The organism is Pararhodobacter sp. (assembly GCF_036802785.1).
Lineage (GTDB): Bacteria > Pseudomonadota > Alphaproteobacteria > Rhodobacterales > Rhodobacteraceae > Pararhodobacter.
The window spans coordinates 1-20077 of sequence record NZ_DAIRVN010000088.1; the positions used below are offsets into that span (position 1 = coordinate 1).

General features: G+C 63.6%; 24 protein-coding genes and 1 tRNA gene. 13 read left to right on the plus strand and 12 right to left on the minus strand.

Translation table 11 applies throughout. From position 1 onward, the window contains the following. From pseG to V7Q53_RS20730, 7 genes are all read left to right on the plus strand, one after another. A partial coding sequence (gene pseG / locus V7Q53_RS20700) for a UDP-2,4-diacetamido-2,4,6-trideoxy-beta-L-altropyranose hydrolase (RefSeq protein WP_333830745.1) occupies positions 1–920 on the plus strand: 920 nt, incomplete at its 5' end. Then, positions 917–1540 carry a class I SAM-dependent methyltransferase gene (locus tag V7Q53_RS20705; RefSeq protein WP_333830746.1) on the plus strand — a complete coding sequence of 208 codons (624 nt, stop codon included), beginning with the start codon at positions 917–919 and terminating at the stop codon, positions 1538–1540. The genes pseG and V7Q53_RS20705, both read left to right, overlap by 4 nt. Further along, entirely contained in the window at positions 1537–2160 is a 624-nt protein-coding gene (locus V7Q53_RS20710; protein WP_333830747.1) for a class I SAM-dependent methyltransferase, read from the plus strand. The genes V7Q53_RS20705 and V7Q53_RS20710 overlap by 4 nt, the downstream gene beginning before the upstream one ends. Positions 2161–2170: 10 nt before the next feature. Next, the gene (locus V7Q53_RS20715; protein ID WP_333830749.1) at positions 2171–2893 is read left to right on the plus strand and encodes a WbqC family protein; all 723 of its coding nucleotides are present in this window, start codon (positions 2171–2173) and stop codon (positions 2891–2893) included. Further along, a complete protein-coding gene (gene pseI / locus V7Q53_RS20720) occupies positions 2890–3930 on the plus strand; it encodes a pseudaminic acid synthase (RefSeq protein WP_333830750.1) in 1041 nt (346 codons plus the stop codon). Before V7Q53_RS20715 ends, pseI begins: the two co-directional genes overlap by 4 nt. Before the next feature lie 37 nt (positions 3931–3967). Beyond that, entirely contained in the window at positions 3968–5101 is a 1134-nt protein-coding gene (locus tag V7Q53_RS20725) for an aminotransferase class V-fold PLP-dependent enzyme (protein ID WP_333830751.1), read from the plus strand. Next, positions 5102–5953, plus strand: coding sequence for a DMT family transporter (locus tag V7Q53_RS20730; protein WP_333830752.1), 852 nt, complete (start codon positions 5102–5104; stop codon positions 5951–5953). It begins immediately after the preceding gene. Positions 5954–6076: 123 nt separating this feature from the next. Here the strand turns inward: V7Q53_RS20730 and V7Q53_RS20735 are convergent, their stop codons facing one another. The 7 genes from V7Q53_RS20735 to V7Q53_RS20770 form a co-directional block, all read right to left on the minus strand. Further along, on the minus strand, positions 6077–6394 hold the full coding sequence (locus V7Q53_RS20735; protein ID WP_333830753.1) for an HPF/RaiA family ribosome-associated protein: 318 nt from the start codon (positions 6392–6394) through the stop codon (positions 6077–6079). Positions 6395–6817: 423 nt separating this feature from the next. Beyond that, positions 6818–7075: a M24 family metallopeptidase gene (locus V7Q53_RS20745; RefSeq protein ID WP_333830754.1), complete on the minus strand. Its 258-nt coding sequence runs from the start codon at positions 7073–7075 to the stop codon at positions 6818–6820. Beyond that, positions 7075–7467, minus strand: a complete 393-nt coding sequence (locus V7Q53_RS20750) for a hypothetical protein (RefSeq protein WP_333830755.1) — start codon at positions 7465–7467, stop codon at positions 7075–7077. The genes V7Q53_RS20745 and V7Q53_RS20750 overlap by 1 nt, the downstream gene beginning before the upstream one ends. A 51-nt stretch (positions 7468–7518) precedes the next feature. Next, positions 7519–8721 carry a CaiB/BaiF CoA transferase family protein gene (locus V7Q53_RS20755; RefSeq protein ID WP_333830757.1) on the minus strand — a complete coding sequence of 401 codons (1203 nt, stop codon included), beginning with the start codon at positions 8719–8721 and terminating at the stop codon, positions 7519–7521. A gap of 55 nt (positions 8722–8776) precedes the next feature. After that, entirely contained in the window at positions 8777–9754 is a 978-nt protein-coding gene (locus V7Q53_RS20760; RefSeq protein ID WP_333830759.1) for a tripartite tricarboxylate transporter substrate binding protein, read from the minus strand. Beyond that, on the minus strand, positions 9751–11304 hold the full coding sequence (locus tag V7Q53_RS20765; protein ID WP_333830761.1) for a tripartite tricarboxylate transporter permease: 1554 nt from the start codon (positions 11302–11304) through the stop codon (positions 9751–9753). Before V7Q53_RS20765 ends, V7Q53_RS20760 begins: the two co-directional genes overlap by 4 nt. 7 nt (positions 11305–11311) lie before the next feature. After that, on the minus strand, positions 11312–11707 hold the full coding sequence (locus V7Q53_RS20770) for a hypothetical protein (protein WP_333830763.1): 396 nt from the start codon (positions 11705–11707) through the stop codon (positions 11312–11314). A 202-nt stretch (positions 11708–11909) separates the two neighbouring features. Between V7Q53_RS20770 and V7Q53_RS20775 the strand changes: the two genes are divergently transcribed. Together V7Q53_RS20775 and V7Q53_RS20780 are read left to right on the plus strand one after the other, a co-directional pair. Beyond that, positions 11910–12872, plus strand: a complete 963-nt coding sequence (locus tag V7Q53_RS20775) for a LysR family transcriptional regulator (protein WP_333830764.1) — start codon at positions 11910–11912, stop codon at positions 12870–12872. A 318-nt stretch (positions 12873–13190) separates the two neighbouring features. After that, positions 13191–13598 (plus strand): hypothetical protein, encoded by a 408-nt coding sequence (locus V7Q53_RS20780; RefSeq protein ID WP_333830765.1) that lies wholly within the window; start codon positions 13191–13193, stop codon positions 13596–13598. Positions 13599–13610: 12 nt separating this feature from the next. Here V7Q53_RS20780 and V7Q53_RS20785 read toward each other — a convergent pair whose 3' ends face one another. After that, positions 13611–14669: a sensor histidine kinase gene (locus V7Q53_RS20785; RefSeq protein WP_333830766.1), complete on the minus strand. Its 1059-nt coding sequence runs from the start codon at positions 14667–14669 to the stop codon at positions 13611–13613. A gap of 215 nt (positions 14670–14884) precedes the next feature. Here V7Q53_RS20785 and V7Q53_RS20790 point away from each other — a divergent pair, with 215 nt between their 5' ends. After that, complete coding sequence (locus tag V7Q53_RS20790) at positions 14885–15253, plus strand: hypothetical protein (protein ID WP_333830767.1); 369 nt, start codon at positions 14885–14887, stop codon at positions 15251–15253. Positions 15254–16180: 927 nt separating this feature from the next. Then, positions 16181–16312: a hypothetical protein gene (locus tag V7Q53_RS20795; protein ID WP_333830769.1), complete on the plus strand. Its 132-nt coding sequence runs from the start codon at positions 16181–16183 to the stop codon at positions 16310–16312. Positions 16313–16353: 41 nt separating this feature from the next. Here V7Q53_RS20795 and V7Q53_RS20800 read toward each other — a convergent pair. The 4 genes from V7Q53_RS20800 to pdxH all read right to left on the minus strand — a co-directional run bounded on the left by V7Q53_RS20800 (position 16354) and on the right by pdxH (position 18326). Further along, positions 16354–16430: transfer RNA gene (locus V7Q53_RS20800), tRNA-Pro, on the minus strand. A gap of 57 nt (positions 16431–16487) precedes the next feature. Beyond that, complete coding sequence (locus V7Q53_RS20805; RefSeq protein WP_333830770.1) at positions 16488–16988, minus strand: DUF192 domain-containing protein; 501 nt, start codon at positions 16986–16988, stop codon at positions 16488–16490. After that, a complete protein-coding gene (locus tag V7Q53_RS20810) occupies positions 16988–17518 on the minus strand; it encodes a cold-shock protein (RefSeq protein ID WP_333830771.1) in 531 nt (176 codons plus the stop codon). The genes V7Q53_RS20805 and V7Q53_RS20810 overlap by 1 nt, the downstream gene beginning before the upstream one ends. A gap of 178 nt (positions 17519–17696) precedes the next feature. Continuing rightward, positions 17697–18326, minus strand: a complete 630-nt coding sequence (gene pdxH, locus V7Q53_RS20815) for a pyridoxamine 5'-phosphate oxidase (RefSeq protein ID WP_333830772.1) — start codon at positions 18324–18326, stop codon at positions 17697–17699. A 323-nt stretch (positions 18327–18649) separates the two neighbouring features. Between pdxH and fabI the strand changes: the two genes are divergently transcribed. Together fabI and gpt are read left to right on the plus strand one after the other, a co-directional pair. Beyond that, positions 18650–19480: an enoyl-ACP reductase FabI gene (gene fabI / locus V7Q53_RS20820; RefSeq protein ID WP_333830773.1), complete on the plus strand. Its 831-nt coding sequence runs from the start codon at positions 18650–18652 to the stop codon at positions 19478–19480. 4 nt (positions 19481–19484) lie between these two features. Next, positions 19485–19994: a xanthine phosphoribosyltransferase gene (gpt, locus tag V7Q53_RS20825; protein ID WP_333830774.1), complete on the plus strand. Its 510-nt coding sequence runs from the start codon at positions 19485–19487 to the stop codon at positions 19992–19994. The last annotated feature ends 83 nt before the right edge of the window (positions 19995–20077 follow it).

Below are 20077 nucleotides of genomic sequence, written 5' to 3' on the forward strand. Positions count from 1 at the left end.
CTGCGCATGGGGCACGCCCGCCCTTTGCCCATTGGGCGGGCGTGCCCCATGCGCAGGATGCCATGGAAACCCGCGCGGCGCTGGACAGCGGCACCGACTGGCTGGTCGTCGATCACTATGCGCTGGATGCAAGGTGGCAGCGCGCGGCCCGCCCGCCCGGCGCGCGGCTGATGGTGCTGGATGATCTGGCCGACCGGGCGCATGATTGCGATCTGCTGCTGGATCAGACGCTGGGGCGCGACAGTGCTGAGTATGACGCGCTGCTGCCCGCCCGCGCCCATCGCCTGATCGGCCCGGCATTCGCGCTGCTGCGCCCCGATTTCGCCGCCCGCCGCCCGGCCAGCCTGAAGCGGAGGGCAGAGGGGCAGTTCAGGCATATGCTGGTGCTGATGGGCGGGATGGATGCGGAAAACACGGTCAGCGATGTGCTGGCGGGTCTGGCGGCAGGGCCGCTGCCGCCCGACGCGCAGCTCACCGTCGTTCTGGGCAGCAGCGCACCGCATCTGGCGCATGTCCGTGCGCTGGCCGCAACCATGCCCTTTCCGGTCGAGATCCGCGTCGATATCACCGACATGCCCGCACTGATGGAGGCCACCGATTACGCAATCAGCGCCAGCGGGCTGATCAGTTATGAGCTGATCTGCATGGGGGTGCCCGCGCTTCTGGTGCCGGTTTCCGCCATTCAGGAAAAGGTCGCGCTGGAGACCTGTCGCATCGCCGAAGCGCGCGTGGTAGAAGGCTGGCGGGCTGCCCCTGCCGCCCGGATCGGCGCGGCGGCTCGGGAATATCTGGCGGATCTGCGCCGCCAGCCGCCTGCGCACCGCCGGTCAGTGTCAGCCGAGGCGGAGGTGGTGGCAGGCTCAGTGGACGGGTTAGGCGCGGCGCGGGTGGTCGCCGCGATGTCGGAGGTACAGGTATGAGTGATCAGTCCCGTTGGGATAACTGGAACCGGGCGGGTGGGCCGCGCTTTCCCAAGGAAAAGGTGGTGCAGTTCGTGCTGCGCCGCTTTCCTGACCGGGCGGCACGCGCCGGGCTGAAGGTGCTGGATCTGGGCTGCGGCAGCGGCGTGCATACGCTCTTTCTGGCGCGCGAGGGATTTGCGGCGCATGGCTGCGATATCTCTCCTGTCGGAGTCGCGAACACGCGGGCGCGGCTGGCCGAGGCGGGATGCGCGGGCGATGTGGTGGTGGGCTGCGTTGAACATATCGCCTGGCCCGACAATCATTTCGACGCGCTGATCTGCCTGGGGGTGCTGGAATGCGCGGGGCCGGCGCTGCTGACAACTGCCCTGTCCGAGATCATGCGCGTGCTCAGGCCCGGCGCACCCGCGCTGGTGCTGTTCGCCGCGGATACCGATTTCCGGCTGGGGAATGGCAACCCGCTGGAGCTTTACGGCTTTACCGATGCCGAGGTGGAAGCTGCCCTTGAACCCCTGCGCACGACGGCGCAGATATGGATGGACCGCCATATCACCACGTATGAAAACAAGCGCATCGAGCAAAACGAACATCTTCTGACACTGATCAAAGGCAAGGCATGACCCGGCGTATCGCAGATCACTACCGCGCGCTTTTGCGCGAACATGGCGACAGTGCGGAGGCCGCGCAGTATTCCAGCCGCGAAAGCCAGTTCCGCCGTTTCGCCGCGCTGGCCCCGATCGCCGATCTGCGCGGCAAGCGGGTGCTGGATTTCGGCTGCGGCACGGCCTCGTTCCATGAGTATCTGGCGGGTATCGACCAGACCCCGGCGCAGTATACCGGCGTCGATGTCGTGGGCGAGTTCTTTGATATCGCGCGTGAAAAGGTGCCGGGCGGGCATTTCTGCCTGCCTGACGCGCTGGGGGATGCCGAATTTGACTATGCCTTTGTCTCAGGCGTGTTCAACAACCGCCGCAAGGGCAACCGCAAATTCTGGCAGGAGACCGTGCAATCGCTTTTCGCGCGTTGCCGGGGTGGCGTGGCGTTCAACATGATGAGCACCTATGTCGATTTTCAGGACCCGAACCTGTTCTACGAAGCTCCCGAACGCGCCTTTGGCTTTCTCAAGCGCGAAGTGACGCCCTATGTGGTGCTGCGCCATGATTACCTGCCCAAGCTGGGCTCCGTCCCGTTTGAATTTGCGCTTTATGCCTATCGGGATGCGCCCGGGCTGAAGGTCTGAGATGCGGTGCATGATCTCGCAGCCCACGTTTCTGCCCTGGCTGGGGTGGTTCGATCTGGCCGATCAGGCCGATCTGCTGGTCCTGCTGGACACGGTGCAGTTTGACAAACGCTCATGGCAGCAACGCAACCGCATCCGCACGGCGAAGGGGCTGGAATATGTCTCGGTCCCGGTGAAAAGTGCGGGGCGGTTTGATCAGGTGATTGCCGATGTGGAGCTGGCCGACCCGGCCTTTGGCACCCGCCTGTTGCGCACGATCCGCGCCAATTATGCCCGCGCGCCGCATTTCACCCCGGTGATGGCCGATCTGGAAACCGCCCTGCCCGGCCTGATCGCCACCGGCCAGCTTGCCGCGCTCAATGAGGGGCTGATCCGGATTCTGGCAAGCTGGCTGGGAATCGACACGCCCATCCGCCGGGCCAGCGCCATAGACGCAGGTGGCAAGCGCGGTGAGCATCTGGCGCTTCTGTGCAAGGCGGTGGGGGCAAGCGGGTATCTGTCCACCGCCGGGGCGGAAGAATACCTGCGCGAGGATGCCGGGCATTTCGCGCATCATGGCGTCAGCGTCCATCTGCATGAATACGACCACCCCGAATACACCCAGCTGCACACGCCCTTTCAGCCCTATGCCTGCGCCCTTGATCTGGTGATGATGGAGGGGCGCGGCGCGGGGGCCGTGATGCGCAGTGCCACGCGGCACCTGCGGGCGCTTGAAACCGGAGGGAACGCATGAAAATCGCCAACCGCCCCATCGGCGCTGACCATCCGCCTTATGTGGTGGCGGAAATCTCGGGCAACCATAACGGCCAGATTGAACGCGCCCGCGCCCTGATTTCCGAGGCCGCGCGCGCCGGGGCCGATGCCGTCAAGCTGCAGACCTATCGCCCCGACACAATCACGCTGGACAGCGACGCCGAGGGTTTTGTCATCCGTGGCGGGTTGTGGGACGGGCGGCGGCTGTACGATCTTTACGCCGAAGCGCATATGCCCTGGGACTGGCACGCGCCGCTGTTTGACCATGCCCGCGCCGAAGGGATCACCATTTTCTCGTCGCCCTTTGACAATACCGCCGTGGACCTGCTGGAAGACCTTGGCGCGCCCGCCTACAAGATCGCCTCGTTCGAGGCGGTGGACCTGCCGCTGATCCGCTATGCGGCCTCGACGGGCAAGCCGATGATCATCTCCACCGGCATGGCCGATGCCGAGGAAATCCACGAGGCCATCGCCGCCGCGCGCGAGGGCGGCTGCCGGGAGCTGGCGGTGCTGCATTGCGTTTCGGGCTATCCCGCCCCTGCCGGTGACTACAACCTTCGCACCATCCCCGACATGATCGCGCGTTTCGGGCTGGTGACCGGCCTGTCCGACCATACGCTCGACAATACCACCGCCATTGCCGCCGTCGCCGTGGGGGCCTCGATCATCGAAAAACACGTCACCATGGACCGCACAGGCGGCGGACCGGATGACAGCTTTTCGCTGGAACCGCCCGAGCTGGCCGCGCTCTGCCATTCCGCCCGCACCGCGTGGGAGGCGCTGGGGCGGGTGGATTACGGCACCAAATCTTCCGAGCGCGGCAATGTCACCTTCCGCCGCTCGCTGTATTTCGTGAAACCGCTGAAAGCGGGCGATGTGATCACCCCTGATGCCATCCGCTCGGTCCGCCCCGGTCTGGGTGCCGCGCCGCGCCATTATGATGCGATCATCGGCAAGCGTGTGCGCGTCGATATCACCGCTGACAGCCCGGTGCGGCTGGACCAGATCGACAGCTGAACCGACCTTCCCCGCAAGCCCAGAACCGGAGGCCACCATGCCCGCCCTTCACCAGCATATCGACCCAAACGGCCTTGACGAATTCTCGGTCGTCTTCACCGACCGCGCGCTAAACCACATGTCGGCCAATTTCCAGACGGTGATGCGCGATATCTCGGCCATCGCCAAGGCGGCCTACAAGGGCAGCGCCGTGGCGCTGGTGCCCGGTGGCGGCACCTATGCCATGGAATCGGTCGCGCGTCAGTTCGGTCAGGGCCGCGTGCTGATCGTGCGCAACGGGCTGTTCTCCTTCCGCTGGAGCCAGATTTTCGATGCGGGCGGCATGGCCTCAGACGTCGAGGTGGTGATGGCCCGCCCCTCCGGCAACGCCCCGCAACCCGCCTTCGCCCCGCCCCCGGTGGAAGATGTGGTGGCGCGCATCCATGCCACGCGGCCTGAGGCGGTTTTTGCGCCGCATGTCGAAACCTCGGCCGGGCTGCTCCTGCCCGATGATTACATTGCCGCGATTGCTGCCGCCGCGCATAAGGTCGGCGCGCTGATGGTGCTCGATTGCATCGCCTCGGGCTGTGTCTGGGTGGATATGGAGGCGTTGGGGGTCGATGTGCTGATCTCCGCCCCGCAAAAGGGCTGGAGCGCCACGCCCTCTGCCGGGCTGGTGGTGCTGGGCCCGCGCGCCGAGGAAAGGCTGGAGGCCACCAGTTCCAGCTCCTTCGCACTCGACCTGAAGAAATGGCGCGCGATGATGGCCGCCTATGAGGGCGGCGGGCACGCCTATCATGCGACCATGCCCACCGACGCCCTGCGCGGCTTCCGCGATGCGATGGTTGAGACGCAGGCGATGGGTTTCGAGGCCACCTGCGCCGCGCAATGGGAGCTGGGCAATGCGGTGCGCGCAGCACTCAAGGCGCGCGGGCTTGCGCCGGTCGCGGCTGAGGGCTTTGGCGCGCCGGGCGTGGTGGTCTGCTATACCGACGATGCCGAGGTGCAGAGCGGGAAGAAATTCCTCGCCGCCGGGGCACAGATCGCCGCCGGGGTGCCGCTGCATGTCGGCGAGGGGGCGGATTTCCGCACCTTCCGGCTGGGGCTGTTCGGGCTGGACAAACTGAAGGACGTGCCCGGCACGCTGGCGCGGCTTGAGGCCGCGCTGGATGCCGTCTTCCCGGCTGCGTGAATGCGCCTGTTCCTTTTGTCGGCGCTGGTGATGACCGCCTTCGCCGCCAATTCGCTCCTGAACCGCGCCGCGCTGGCGGATGGGCTGATCGACGCGCTGCCCTTCGCGCTGATCCGGGTGCTGGCGGGGGCGGTGGTGCTGGCCCTGCTGGTGCGCGAACGGCCCCGGGCGGGGCGCGCGCAATGGGGCGCGGCGGCGGCGCTGACCGCCTATCTGGTGGGCTTCTCGCTGGCCTATGTGGCGCTTGATGCGGGGATCGGCGCGCTGATCCTCTTCGGGCTGGTGCAGGTGACGATGCTGGCAGGCGCGGTGGTGCTGGGCGAGCGGCCTGCACCGCACCGCTGGGCGGGGGCCGCGCTGGCCATGGTAGGGCTGGGCGCCCTGCTGCTGCCCGGCGTCGATGCGGTGCCTGACCCGGTTGCGGCCGGGCTGATGGCGCTGGCGGCGCTGGGATGGGGGCTTTATTCGCTGGCCGGGCGCGGGGCGGCGCGGCCACTGGCGATGACCGCCACAAATTTCGCGCTGGCGGTGCCGATGGTGGCGGCGCTGGCGCTGCCGGGGCTTTTGTCGGCAAGCCTGAGCGTGCCGGGCGTGGCGCTGGCGGTGCTCTCGGGCGCTGTGACCTCGGGGCTGGGCTATGCGCTCTGGTATCAGGTGCTGCCCGCGCTCGGCGCGTCCCGCGCGGCGGTGGCGCAGCTCAGCGTGCCGGTGATCGCACTGGCGGGCGGCGTGCTGCTGCTGGGTGAAAGCCTGACCTGGGCCAGCGCGGCGGCATCGCTGGTGGTGCTGGCAGGTGTCGCGCTGGCAATCCTTCCCGGGCGCAAAAGCCTGCCACGCCTGAGCGGAAGCTGACAGCGCCACCGGGCCGGAAGGTCGCGGCGCCAGCGCGCGGCCTGACCGGGCGGGCGGGGCTCGATGCCCCGCCCGCCCGGCGCCCCCTTCGGTCAAAGGGCGCGACAGGTCAGCCGGTAAAACTCAGCGCTTGCGGTCCAGCTTGCCGAATTCACTTTCCAGAAGGTTACGCAGCTTCTTTGCCGCCCCGCGCACCGCCGCCTCAACATCGGCGTCATTATTCGTCACCGCCTGCGGATCCATCCCTTCGGGCCGCGCCTCCATCATGCAGCGGATGTCATCGGCCCCGCCCTTCTGCGCATTCTCGTCCTGAAGATGCACCTCAACCCGCGTCAGGCGCGACAGAACATGGCCCAGCCCCTGCTCTGTCAGCCCGCGCACAACGTCTTTCAGGCGTTCATCGCCCTGAATATTGTTGTCCGTATTGATCTTGATCTGCATGCATACCTCCAGTGTTACCCCTTGCACCTAAGGGGCAAGCGGGCCGGCATCAAGAGCGCTGCGCATGCTCACCATTCCAGAAAGCGGGTCTCCGCCATCTGCCCCAGCACCATCACGCCATATTCTGCTGGCACGATAGCAATCTTCGCGCGTTGCGCTCAGCAGATCCGTCATCAACCTTGGCTTCTCGCGTCATCCAGAAGAAGTGCCACTCCCGCCAGCATTGCCATATGCTGCGCAAGGCACTGGTTCGAGTTGAGCACCGGCAGACCAAGCTCTCTGGACAACGGAGCAAGGATATCGAGCGTGCGCAGGTTGGTGCAGGACAGGCATGATCCGCCCGTCGCCCGTCACACAGCCCGGTTCAAGCGTCAGCACCATACCCGACCGCAGCGGTGTGTCATCCAGCGGCGTGAACGAGGGTCAGTCGGTCAGTGTTGCACCCAGCCCATGCCCCAGCCGCCCGCCTGACGGCACCATGCCGCGTTTTTGCAGGCCATCGCACAGCAGCGCATGCACATCCCGGGCGCGCAGGCCGGGACGCAGGGCGGTAAGCGTCTCCCCGGTCGCCTGCCAGAGCGCGGCGTGGGCACGGCGTGCTGTTTCCGTGGCAGGACCGATGGCGAAATTGCGGTCGAAATCGCAAAAATAGCCGTCTTTCAACGCCCCCGTGTCCAGCATCAGGACATCGCCCCTGCGCAAGCGCTCCGGCCCGGCCGGCGAGATGACATCGCCGTAGCCATCCTTCCCCGCGCCGCCGGCAACATAGCTGACCCAGTCGCCCCCTCGGCCAGCAGGGCGATCTGAAAGTCGCGGAACACCGCCGCCAGCGAACGCCCCGGTTGCGCGAACGTCGGCACGCGGTCGAAGGCGCGCGCCGCGATCGCGCAGGCCTCGCGGATTTTCGCGACCTCGGCTTCGGATTTCACCTCGCGCACCCGCTGGAGGCAGCCGGTCGCATCGACAAGGTTGCGCGGCGCCAGTCTGGCGCACAGGGCCTCAAAATCTGCCAGCGGCATGCGCAGCTGGGTTTCCGGCCCCATCGGCAGACCTGTCTTGCCGCGTTCCGGCATCAGTGCTGACAGGGTATCGGTCAGCTGGGCAGCTGCAATAGGCGCGGTGTCTCAGATGACCCCCGCGTTACGCAGCTTTTTTATCCTGTCTTCATCGACACCGATCATTGCCAGGACATCGTCGGTGTCCGCGCCCAGTTCCGGGGCCGCGCGGCTGGCAGTCTGCGCTTGACCGTCAATCTTGAAGCCCAGTGCAGGGACATGGACCGTCCGATCGGTCACGGTAAACGACATCTCGCTCGTCAGGCACCGGTTCGCAATCTGGGGGTGGGCAAGGATCTCGTCGAGCGTCCGGACACGCCCGGCGGGAACCTCAGCCACGGCAAGCAGGTCTTCCCATTCATTGGCCGGGCGGGTGAGGAAGGTCTGCTCAAGCGTCTCGCGCAGGCTGCGCCAGTTGCTCAGCCGCGCCGTCAGTGATTTCCAGCGTTCGTCATCAAGAATGTCGCTGCGACCGATCGCCTTGCACAGGTTCTCGAACTGGCGGTCGTGATTGGCCGCCAGCATCAGCGTGCCGTCTGCCGTCCCGAACGCGCCCGAGGAGGGGCTTGCGCTCCAGGCTTCGTTTCCGTTCTGCACGGGCTTCCAGCCGGTGGTGAGGTGCTGGGTGACGAGCGACCCCATAAGCATGAGCGCGGTGTCCAGCATTGCGACATCCACCTGAACGCCCGCCCCGCTTTGTTCGACCTGCCTGAGGGCCGCCATGATTGCCATCGCCGCATTCATTCCTGCGGCATAATCGATGTAGGGCGCCCCCACCTTTACCGGCCCGTCGCCGGGCTTGCCGGTGGTCAGCATGATGCCGCACATGCCTTGCACGACATGGTCATAGGCGGGGCGGCCCCGCATCGGGCCGTCCTGTCCGAAGGCCGAAATTGAGCAATAGACAAGCTTCGGGTTCAGTTGCCGCAATGCATCCCAGCCAAGACCAAGCCGCTCTGCCACCCCCGGCTTGAAGTTCTCGACGAACACATCCGCCGAGGTGACCAGCTCACGCAGCAGCTCAACCCCTTCGGGCGATTTGAGATCGACCGTCACGCTTTTCTTGTTGCAGTTATGCGTAAGGTACCCGAGCGCCATATTCCGGGCAGAGAGTTCCGGCATGGAGCCACCGCGCCGGGTCCAGTCGCCTTCACCCGGCTTTTCGATCTTGATCACCTCGGCCCCCATGAGCGCAAGCTGATAGGTCGCGTAAGGGCCCGCCAGAACCTGGCTGAGGTCGATCACGCGGACACCCTGAAGTGGCTGGAACATGTCTTTCTCCTGATAGAAGTCAAATCGGGAGGGGCAACGCCCCTCCCCGAGCCGCTCAGCGCGGCTCGATACCGGCGGCAGCGAAGATCGCCAGGTTGGTTTCATAGCTCCGGTGCACCTCTTCGGCGGCCTGATCGAGGTCAAGATACATGATCGGAATGTCGGCACTCCCGGTGATCCGCTGGAACTCCTCATCGGTCTGCGCAGCCGCCAGCGCGTCGCTCAGACGTTCCAGGATGGCCCGGGGCGTACCTCTGGGCAGAATCAGCGTTGTCCGGGTGTCCATCGCCAGCGGATAGCCCTGTTCGTTGATCGTTTCGACGTCGGGGGCGCTGGGATGGCGGTAGGTGGTGGTGACCGCGATCGTCTTGATCTCATCGGGATAGCGGTAGTGGAGACCCCCGGAATAGGCCAGCACCACCTGCCGGCCCAGAAGCGCGTTGATCATGTCGCCGCCACCCTGCAAGGGAATGATGTTCGCCTGAAGACCCTCGGCTTCCGCTATCGCCTCCATATAGAGGCGTGCGCCCGGGCCGAGCGAACCGTAGACAAAACCCGGATTGTCGCGCGCCCATTCGACGAACTCCGCGAGCGTGTCGAAAGGCGCGTCGCGCTGTGTTGCCAGTCCCAGCTGGAAGGCCGTGATCATGCCGGCATATTCGAAATCGTCCGGCACAAAATCTACCTGCGCCACGAGGAAGGGATCGGCGTTCACGACGCTGTGCCCCTGAAACAGAATTGTGTAGCCGTCAGGCTGCGTGCGTTGAAGCGCCTGCGTGGCGACCAGTCCGCCGCTGCCGGGCCTGTTGACCACGTTTACGGGCACGCCAAGCTCGTGCGAAAGAACCCGCGCCGCCCCACGCCCCACAAGATCGGTCTGTCCGCCCGCCGCGTATCCGATCAGCATGGTGATCGGGCGCGTCGGATAATCCTCCTCCGTCCAACCGGCCCCGGGCGCAAGCGCACCCACGGCGAAGGCCACTGTCGCTGCAAGCGCTGCCGTCATCATGCGCCGCTTCGGAAAATCCGTCATCTGCTCTCCTCCTCCAGTTTCCGCGGATTTGATGGTGCTGCACGTGCAGCAAGCTCTTCCCGCACCGCGACGCGGGAATTGCTGAAGGCTATTGCGACAACCACGACGACCGTCAGGACAAGAAAAACCACCGCCACCGGATGCCCGATCAGGCGCATCGGATCATGGTTGAGAATCTGAAGGGACTGCCGGAAGGTAAGCTTCAGGTTCGGTCCGATGACAAAACCGATCAGGAAGGTCACAAAGGAAAACCCGAGCTTGCGCGAAAAATAACCCAGGACGGCGAAGAAGAGCATCACATAGATCGAAAATATGCTCCCGCTGTCCATGTAGGCGCCGACGCAGCACAGAAAGAGTACGATCGGGATGACCAGCCGCAATGGCACCCGGATCACCTGGGCAAAAAGCTTCTGCCCCAGCAGGCCGATGGCCAACATGACCACACTGGCGCACAGCATCGCGGCATAGATGTTGGCAACCATCTGAGGCTGCTCGGCGAACATTCTCGGCCCCGGTGTCAGGCCATGCATGATCAGCGCGGCAATGAGGATCGCCGCGATCACACTTCCCGGAATGCCGAGGGCAAAGAGGGGCACGAAGCTGGACGGCACGACAGCGTTGTCTGCGCTCTCTGACGCCGCGACGCCTTCGATCATGCCGGTGCCAAACGCTTCGGGGGTTTTCGAGAGCTTCCGCGCAACCCCATAGGAAAGGAAAGAGCCGACACTGGCGCCCAATCCGGGCAGGATGCCGACGGCAGAACCGATTGCGGTTCCGCGCCCGATCGCAGGCAGGCAACGCAGCCACTCTGCCCATGTCACCCTGCGGTCGTCCGGATGTGCGCCGTCAACGATCGTGGCTGCGGCGCTGTCCAGCTCGCGCATCCTGCCCGCCTGCACGGCCATCTCGGCAACCGCCAGCATGCCGATCGCCATGGGGACAAGCGAGATACCGTCGTCCAGCTCAAGTATCCCGAATGTCATGCGGGGGATGAAGGTCTCAAGCTCCAGTCCTACGGTCGCAAAGAAGACCCCTAACGCGCCGGCAATCAGCCCCTTGATCATCGAACCGCCCGCCAGCCCGCCAATGAATGTCAGCGAAAAGAACAGGATCGCGCACAACTCTACGGGCCCGATCAGAAGCGCATATCTTGCCAGTGGCGCTGCCAGGGCGATCAGCAGAAGCGTCGAGAGAAAGTCGCCGATGACAGAGGCGAAGAGGCCCATCTTAAGCGCCTTTTGCGCCTTGCCCTGCCGCGCAAGCGGATAGCCATCAAGGGCAGTCGGTGCAGAGGATGGCTCCCCGGGCGTGTTCAGCAGGATCGCCGAGACTGCGCTTCCGGCCGTACTGCCCTTGGCGATGCCGATGAGCATCGAAATCGCCGCGACCGGCTCAAGATAGAAGGTCAGCGGGATGGCGACCGCTACACCCGTTGCCTTGCCCAGCCCGGGCATCGCGCCGAGCATGTATCCAAGACTTACGCCGATCACGATCCAGATCAGCGTGGCGGGCATCAGGACGTTGGCGAAGCCTGCGATCAGATGTTCCATGTCAGCCTCACAGAATTGCCGTGCCGAGCAGCTGGTAAAAGAACAACCAGACCCCCAGAAGCAGCGTCACCGGCATGACCACCAGAGCAACCGGACCGCGTTCGCCCAGTGCAATCAGCGTCCCCACGATCAGGACGACACCGGCCAGAAGCGGCGACAGCCATACGAACACAGCGATGGCGATGGCAAAGATCATTGCCAGCCGCAGGGCCATGCGCACCTCATGGCGCGAGAACAGGTTTTTATCCCGATGAGGGCCATAAGACATGCCGCGCAGCGCCTTGAGCATGAGCAGGACCGACAGCCCGACGACCGCGATCATCATCATGTTGGGCACCAGGCGCGGCGAAACAAACCCGGCCGGCGCCTGCGCGATGTGCGACGGGATCACGAAGATCAGCATCCCCAGACCCAGCAGGCAAAGGACCACCCCCGAAACGAAGTCGGCCTGACGCATATTCTTTCCCCCTCCGCGCAACCGCAGGCAAATGTTTTTGCCAGTCCTGTGACAGATGCCCCTCCCGGGCTTGCGGTGCTATTAAATGTTAGGCGCCTCCAGACAAAAGTAGTAGTCGGAAGTTTCTTCAATGTGATAACTATTGCTTATGTCTAACCTCTCCATCCGGCACGAACGTCTTCGGCTTCGTCAGCTGCGCTTACTGGAACTGATCGAAAGCCTCGGCTCGCTGCGCGTTGTCGCCGAGGCGCTCAACGTAACGCAGCCCGCCGTTTCGCAGATGCTCAAGGATCTTGAGCAGACCTTTGGTGTGGATCTTGTCGTGCGCTCTGCACGCGGCGTCCGGCTGACACCCGCGGGCCAGCTGGCCCGGGAGCGGGTTGGCGCGGCCCTTTCCATCCTGAGCAATCTCGCCGCCGATCTCGCCGATGGTTCGCCACCCGTTCTGCGTGTTGGCGTGAACCCGGCCGTTCTGGAGCAACTTTTTCCTGCGGCCCTCAAGATGTTGGCCGCCGCCAGGGAAGATATCCAGTACCGCCTTTTGACGGGAACGGTGAAAGACATGCTCGACATGCTGCTCACCGGATCGCTGGACTGCTATATCGGGCGCGTGGACTGGACGGATTCGGATCTCGACAGAGACAAGTCCCTGTCCATAACCCCGCTCGGACAGACAGAACTTGTCATCGTATGCGGCCCGGAACATCCGTTGGCGGAAAAGAAGGATCTGACCACGGAAGACCTGCGCCATGCGGATTGGGCCCTCCAAAGTCCGACCAGCAGCCTGAGGCTTACAATAGAAACCATGTTTCGCAACAATGGGCTTTCACCCCCTGTTCCGCTCTGCGAGGGGGCTGCGGGCCCGCATGAAATGATGCGGCTGGCTCAGTGGCTCAAGGTATTGGTTTGCGTGCCGAGAATAGCAATTGAGAAAGAGATCGCGCAGGGTGATCTCTGCGTCCTTGAAGTACCGGGCATGGCGCCACCGTCGTTCAGCATCTGCTTCGTCAATCTCCGGGAGAATGAGGACTTCGCACCCCTGCAACGCCTGCGAAACGCTGTGCAGATGGTGATGGAGGCGTCAGGCGCTGCTTTAGCTGTTCAACCGTGAAGGCCATGATCCCCCGCCCGCCGGGCGCAGTAGCTGCGCCGCGCGGTTGCGCGCCGCTTCACGACCCGCCCGGCGGGCGGGGGATCATCCTAAGGTGGCAGATCTTCCGGCACCGGACGGACCTGCAGCTCAAACTTCTGCCATTGCCGGTCATCCCAGCGGGCGATCCCCATGCCCGTGAGAACGTCGAAGAACTGGAGAGCGTGTGAACGCAAACGGCCCCGGGGATGCGGGGCCCGGGCGATGATTCTTCTTGAGCGAATCAATGACTCGTATCAAAGCAAGGCGACACGTTGTCGCATGATAAGGAGAGTCAGAATGCCCCTCATTGCTGAGTACTTCTTCAAAGCCGCAATCTGTTTCCTCATTGGCGGGATCGCGATGGGTCTGCAGATGTCTATTTCTGGCGAACACAATGTCATCGGTGCACACGCGCACACCAATCTTCTGGGCTGGGTCACCATGGCCCTCTTTGGCGGCTACTATGCCCTGAACCCGGCCAAGGCACGCACACGGCTCGCCCGCCTGCACTTCTGGTCGTATCTCGGGTCAGTGGTCGTGATGTCGCCGTCCCTGTATTTGCTGTATCTCGGCTACGCCGCCATTGAGCCGCTGCTCGCCCTCTCGTCGGTCGTCGCCTTCGCGTCGGTCATCATCTTCGCGGTCGTGGTGTTCAGCCGCGCGGATCTGGTTGTCCGTCACGGAGACCCCTCCGTCCCGGCATGATCGCCTGAATGGCTAGTCCGACAACTGGTCGTCGCTGACTGACAGGGTCACTATCAGCCCGTCGGCGAGCCAGTCATAGCTTATTGAACCACCGAACTGCGACTCCATGGTCTCACGCACCAACCGGCTTCCATACCCGTCTCCTTCCAGCGGAGCACTGACGGTCGGCCCGCCATGCTCTTTCCAGACAATGCAAATCCCGTCACCCTTCTTGGATCCAGAGATGTCGAGTGTGCCGGTTTCTGCCGAAAGGGCACCGTACTTGAGCGAGTTCGTGGCGAGTTCATGAACCACGAGCGCCAGACCCGTCGCAGCCACTTCGCCAATACCCATCCGGGGCACGGCAACCCTGATACGGCCAGCGAAAGCACCATCTTCGTCGTATGGTGACAGCAGCACGGCAAAAAGATCGCCGAGCAGTGCCGCCTTTCCCTGGCTTCCCGGCAACGGGCGCACAAGATCGTGGGCGCGCCCCAGGGCCATCAGCCGGTTCGTCAACTGCTTTGACATGTCTTCGGTCGAGCTTGAGGACCGTGACGTGATCTTGGTCAGGGCAGCCGCGATCGCCAGAAGGTTTTTCACGCGGTGGCTCATTTCGCCCGCCAGAAGCTCGTTGCCTTCTTCAGCATGCTTTCGACCGCTGATGTCGATGAAGATACCCGTCATTGTGCGTCGTGCGATATCAGTCTCGCCCCCGCGACCACGCGCGGATATCCAGCGCACTTCGTCGCCAACAAGCGTCCGGAAGTCGATCTCGTAAGCACCTTCGAGCGCCTTGGTGGCAGAGAAGGCTTCTCTGACCCGATCCCGGTCGGCGGGATGAATCTTCTCGGAAAGGCGCTCAAACGTCACTTTCCGCCCGGGCGGCACATCCCAGAGCACGTAGCCATGCGGATCCATGGCAAGAATGTTCGAGTCAATATTCCATGACCAAAGCGCCACTCCTGCCGCATCAACCGCCGCGCGAAGTTCGGCATGCCCCCATGTTGGGAGATCGGCGTTACTGGATGGCATAAAGGCCCCTTTCTGAGCAAACCGACGCAAATTCTTGTCCTGCAATTTGGCCGACATCGAAACCCCGTACCAAGCAGGTTTGAGTTTCAGTCACTGCACTGTGCGCAGAGTTGCCGACCGAAATCAAATCAGCCCCCTCAGACCCTCCGTGGAGCGTTCCCCTACGCCACAGGCCCGGCGCATCGTCGCGTGGTTGTCGCGCCCTGCGCGCTCGCGTATTGCCGTAGGCTGGACTTGTCCCAAGAAGCACGGGCGAAAAAAAGGATGACGGCATGCGCAACGCGGCGTTGATGTTGGGAGTGATCGGCGGATTGATCGGGATGCTGGTTGGCTTCTTCGGTTACGGCTACACTGAACTTGTCGTCCGACATGCCGAGGTCGGCGAGATCTTCGGGCAGTTCGACAATCCGCAGCTTATCCGGCTCGCCAGCTTCCTCGCTCCCCTGCTGGCGATTGCCGGCGGGGCCATGGCGAAAATCCGGGCGCTCGTCGGCGGCGTGCTGATGCTGCTCGCCGGGGCGCTGATGTATTTTGCCTTCGGCTTCGGCGTCTTCACGATGTTTCCAATCGGGTTTTGCATCGTTGGCGGCCTGTTGGCGCTTGCAGCAGGCAAGCCTGACGAGCCGAAGTCGCACTTTTAGCAGCCCGTCAGAGACCCCCGCACGTGACGCGATATGCGCCGCGCGCTGACCTTCCAGAACAAGAAAGCCGGGGTTTGACGCCCCCGGCCCTATCGATGCGGGCGTTTGCGCCCGTTTGGGTTTCCACGCTCGCGCGCCGGGTGTTGATCGCCCGGAAGAGCCCCAGCGCCAGCCGCTCCGGGCAGACCGAAGCCCCGATCCGCTGGCCAACCCGCTCGCGCCAATGCGCGGTGGCCCGGGCCGGGGTGCTCATTCCCTCGCGCGCCTCCATCAGTCATTCGATGAGATCTACGGCCACCTTTCAGCACCGCCTTTATCGTCGCCCTCACATTCTTGTGACATTTTGTGCAAAATTGTCTAACGTAGTACAAGAAGCATGGTCAAGGGGCGGGCTTCCGCTTGGTGCCGGACTGCACCGGGTGGAATCTCGAACATGAGCAACAAAAATCGACTGGCTTGAGAACAGGGCGAGAGCGATGAGAATGCTGATTCTGGCGGCGCTTGTCGCCGCACTTCCAGGCCTATCCATGGGCGCCGAAAGGCTTACACCTTGGCCAGCTGCTCCCGCGCCGCAAGGCCTTCCATCCCTGAGCGAGCGACTTCTGCCTGTGCAGCGAAGCTGTTGTCGGGTTTGCTCCCGCGGCCGCGCATGCGGGAACAGCTGCATCAATCGCAACTACACTTGCAGGCAGCCCCCCGGCTGCGCCTGTAACGGATGAGGCGGTCCTCTCTAGCCTCATGCGTTGAGAGCACATAGCACGACCTCTTTCCAGATCATCGGCCGAAGGCGTCCCTCCGGACAATCCCGGTCCAGCCGATGGGCAAGAGAATAAACTTCATCCAAGAGGGTACTGAGAGGACAGCCATGATCTATCCCCAGACAAGCCTGCCCGGTGCACCCGCCCTTTGATGGCCGATGCAAGCCTCATGGGAATCGCCACGGCGATGGGTTGCTCGCTCAAACACGCGGCTGCAGCGATCGAGCGTTACACCGCCCTGTCGCCCGAGATGTCGGACGGAATAGCCGATAAACTGGCAGTCACCCGGAAGGGATCATGAACAGATATGTAAACCGAGCTACCTGAAAACCTGCTAAGTGATGGTCGGGGCGATAGGATTCGAACCTACGACCTACGGTACCCAAAACCGTCGCGCTACCAAGCTGCGCCACGCCCCGACTTGCTGCTCCTTAGCCGATGCAGCGGCGGCTGAAAAGGCCAAACCGGCGCGCTGCTTATTCTTCGCAGGGCCAGAGCGCCTGTGCCGGGTCAAGCCGTGGATGGCGCAGTTCGCTGCCCTCGGCGATCCCCAGCCTTCGGGCCATGCCGCCGTTGATTTCCAGCACCATCAGCACATCCACGCCGCCGTCGATGGGCGTGCGGTCAAGGGGCCGGGCTTCATGGTGGATGTGGCTCACGCGCCCGGTCTCATCGACGAACAGCATGTCCAGCGGGATAAGGGTGTTTTCCATCCAGAAAACCGCACGGTCGGGGCGATCGTAGATGAACAGCATGCCGGAAAAGCGGGGCATCGTTTCGCGGTGCATCAGCCCGCGCGCGCGGGTTGCATCGGTATCGGCAATCTCGACCGCAAAGCGCGCCTGCCCCCAGCCGCCGCGCAGATCCACCTGATCCTCGCGGCAGGCGCTCTGCGCATCCGCAGCGGCACCGGCCATGACGCCGCCCGCCAGAACCAGCGCGGCAAAGGCGCCCCGCAAAAACCCGCGCCGCAGCATCAGGCGGATTTCCTGACAGCGGTTTCCCAGGGGGCGATCACCACCGCCATGCGCCCGCGCTCGCCGTCGGTCACGCGCAGACCCACCGCCTCGCCGGGTTGCAGATCGGCAAAGCCCGAGCGGCGCAGCGCCTCCATATGGATGAACACATCTTCCGGGCGGCCAAAGACATTGGCAAAGCCGAAACCCTTAACCTTGTCGAACCATTTCACGCGCGCAGGCTCAAGCGGCAGGGCCTGAACATCGATATCGGCCATCGGGCTGTCGAGCTGTTCTTCGGAATACTCGCCTTCGGGCGGCAGGATATCGAACACCTCGACCACCTGAAGCCCGCGCTGGGTCTGCTGCACCGTCACCTCGACCACGGCACGGTCACAGACCGAACTTTGCCCGAAATTCCGCAGCGCATTCACATGCAGCAAGATATCGGGCCCGCCGGATTCAGAGACGATGAAGCCGAAGCCTTTCCCCGGATCAAACCATTTCACGCTGCCGCGCACACGTGGCAACCCTCGCTCTATCTCAACCATTTTTTGCCCCAACCCGGCACATGTTGTATGTCAAACCTTAACATCTTCGCATTTTGCATAGATTACAACCCCGGTTTCGGATGGAGGAATCCACCTTCGGGGGCCCTTTTCATTAGTTGTTATAGTGCCTTGGGTCTTTTCCCGAAGGCACCCGCGCCCCTGGCCGCAGTAACGTGTTTCAAGGGCTGAGACGCGTCACCTGCCAGGGCATTTCCGGCGCACGCCGGGCCCAGCGGAAGCGGTCGTGAAGTCGAAACGCTCCGTCCGCCCAGAATTCAATCTCAAGCGGAATGATTCGGTACCCTCCCCAAAACGGCGGGCGGGGGGGGTTGGTTCCATGGCGCAGGGTCTGGCGCGCCACTTCGGCCATCAGCGTCGCCCGCGAGGCAAGCGGCTGAGATTGCTGCGATGACCATGCGCCCAGCCGCGACTGCAGGGAGCGCGAGGCGAAATAGGCATCGGCAAGCGGGCCCTCTACGCGCTCCACCGTCCCGCGCACCCGGATCTGCCGGCGCAAGGATTTCCAGTGCAGCACGAAAGCGGCCATGCCTGCGGAGTCAATCTCCTGCGCCTTGGCGCTGGTGTGATTGGTGTAGAACACGAAGCCGGCCGCCTCGATCTCTTTCAGAAGCACCATGCGCACATTGGGCAGGCCCGAGGCATCGACGCTCGCCAAAGCGATGGCATTGGGGTCATTGGGTTCTGATGCCTCGGCCTCGGCCAGCCAGCTACGGGCCAGCACGAAGGGGTCTTCACCCGCGAAAATCCCGGAGCGTGCCTCGCCTTGAACCTGAACACCGTCTGTCATCGCACTCACTCTTACGCCGTTTCGTCACGCGCCCTTGCGCGCGCTTCACTGTTCACTGTCATTACGTCTGACCAGATTGGCACAAACATCCCAAGGAACAACCAGCATCAAGGTTAAAATGTTCGTCATCGCCATGTCTCGGACAAATTCCGCCGACTTTTTCCGGCGACTTTGCGCCGTATTTCGCCTCCGGCGGTTCCCGGCGCCCGGCGGCTCGCCAGCCGGTTGCGCGGCGGACCATGGGGCCCCTGCCCGCGCGGCCTTGATGGCGCCTTTCCTTTGGCCTATTGCTTGACAGAACAACGCAACAGCCGGAGACGCCAATGTCAGCAGGGTTCATGGAGGGCAAACGCGGCCTCATCATGGGGTTGGCCAACGACAAGTCCATCGCATGGGGCATTGCGCAGGCGCTGGCAGCGCAGGGGGCCGAGCTTGCTTTCTCCTATCAGGGCGAAGCGCTGAAGAAGCGCGTCCTGCCACTGGCCGAGCGGCTGGGCGTACCGCGCGTCTTTGAATGCGATGTGTCGAGCATGGACTCGCTCGACGCGCTGTTTGCCGAGCTCAAGGCGCTCTGGGGCCAGATCGACTTTGTCGTCCACGCCATCGGCTTTTCCAACAAGGATGAGCTGCGCGGCCGCTATGTCGATACCACGCGCGAGAATTTCCTGATGACGATGGATATCTCGGTCTTCTCGTTCACCGCCGTGTGCAAACGTGCGGCGGCCATGATGCGCCCGGGCGGCAGCCTGCTGACGCTGACCTATTACGGCGCCGAAAAGGTGATGCCGCATTACAATGTGATGGGGCTGGCCAAGGCCGCGCTTGAATCCTCGGTCATGTATATGGCCGAAGATCTGGGCAAGGACGGCATCCGCGTCAACGCCATTTCCGCCGGGCCGATCAAGACGCTGGCGGCATCGGGCATCGGCGATTTCCGCTATATCCTGAAATGGAATGAGCTGAACTCGCCCCTGCGCCGCAACGTGACGCAGGATGAGGTCGGCAAGGCCGCGCTTTACCTGCTGTCCGATCTGGGCTCTGGCACCACGGGTGAGGTGCTGCATGTCGATGCGGGTTATCATGTGGTCGGCATGAAAGCGGTCGATGCGCCCGATATCGCCACCACGGGCCTGCAACCCACCCCCAAGGAGTAGGCCGATGAGCAGCGACAGGCTTCCGCACGAAAAGGGCTTTCACGTCAGCTGGGACCAGTTGCACCGCGATGCGCGTGCACTGGCGTGGCGGCTTCAGGGGCTGGGCCCTGAGGGCGGGAGCTGGCATGCGGTGGTGGCCATCACCCGGGGCGGCATGGCCCCGGCGATGATCGTCTCGCGGGAGCTGGACATAAGGGTGGTCGATACAATCTCGGTGAAAAGCTACGACAAGCAAAGCCGGGCCGAAGCCCGCGTGATCAAGGCCCCGCAAGAGGCGATCATGGGCACCGATGGCGAGGGCGTGCTGATCGTCGATGATCTGGTCGATACCGGCAAGACACTGGAACTGGTGCGCGCCCTGTTCCCCAAGGCGCATTACGCCACCGTCTATGCCAAGCCCAAGGGCAAGCCGATGGTGGAAACCTATGTCACCGAGGTCAGCCAGGACACCTGGATCTTCTTCCCGTGGGACATGGCGCTGCAATATGTGGAGCCGTTCCGGGGGAGTGATTGAAGGGTCTTGCCGGTAACGGTAGGAGTGCGGACGGAGCATGGGTAATCGGGCGGCCCGTGCCACAGGGTCAAGCTCTGGATAGA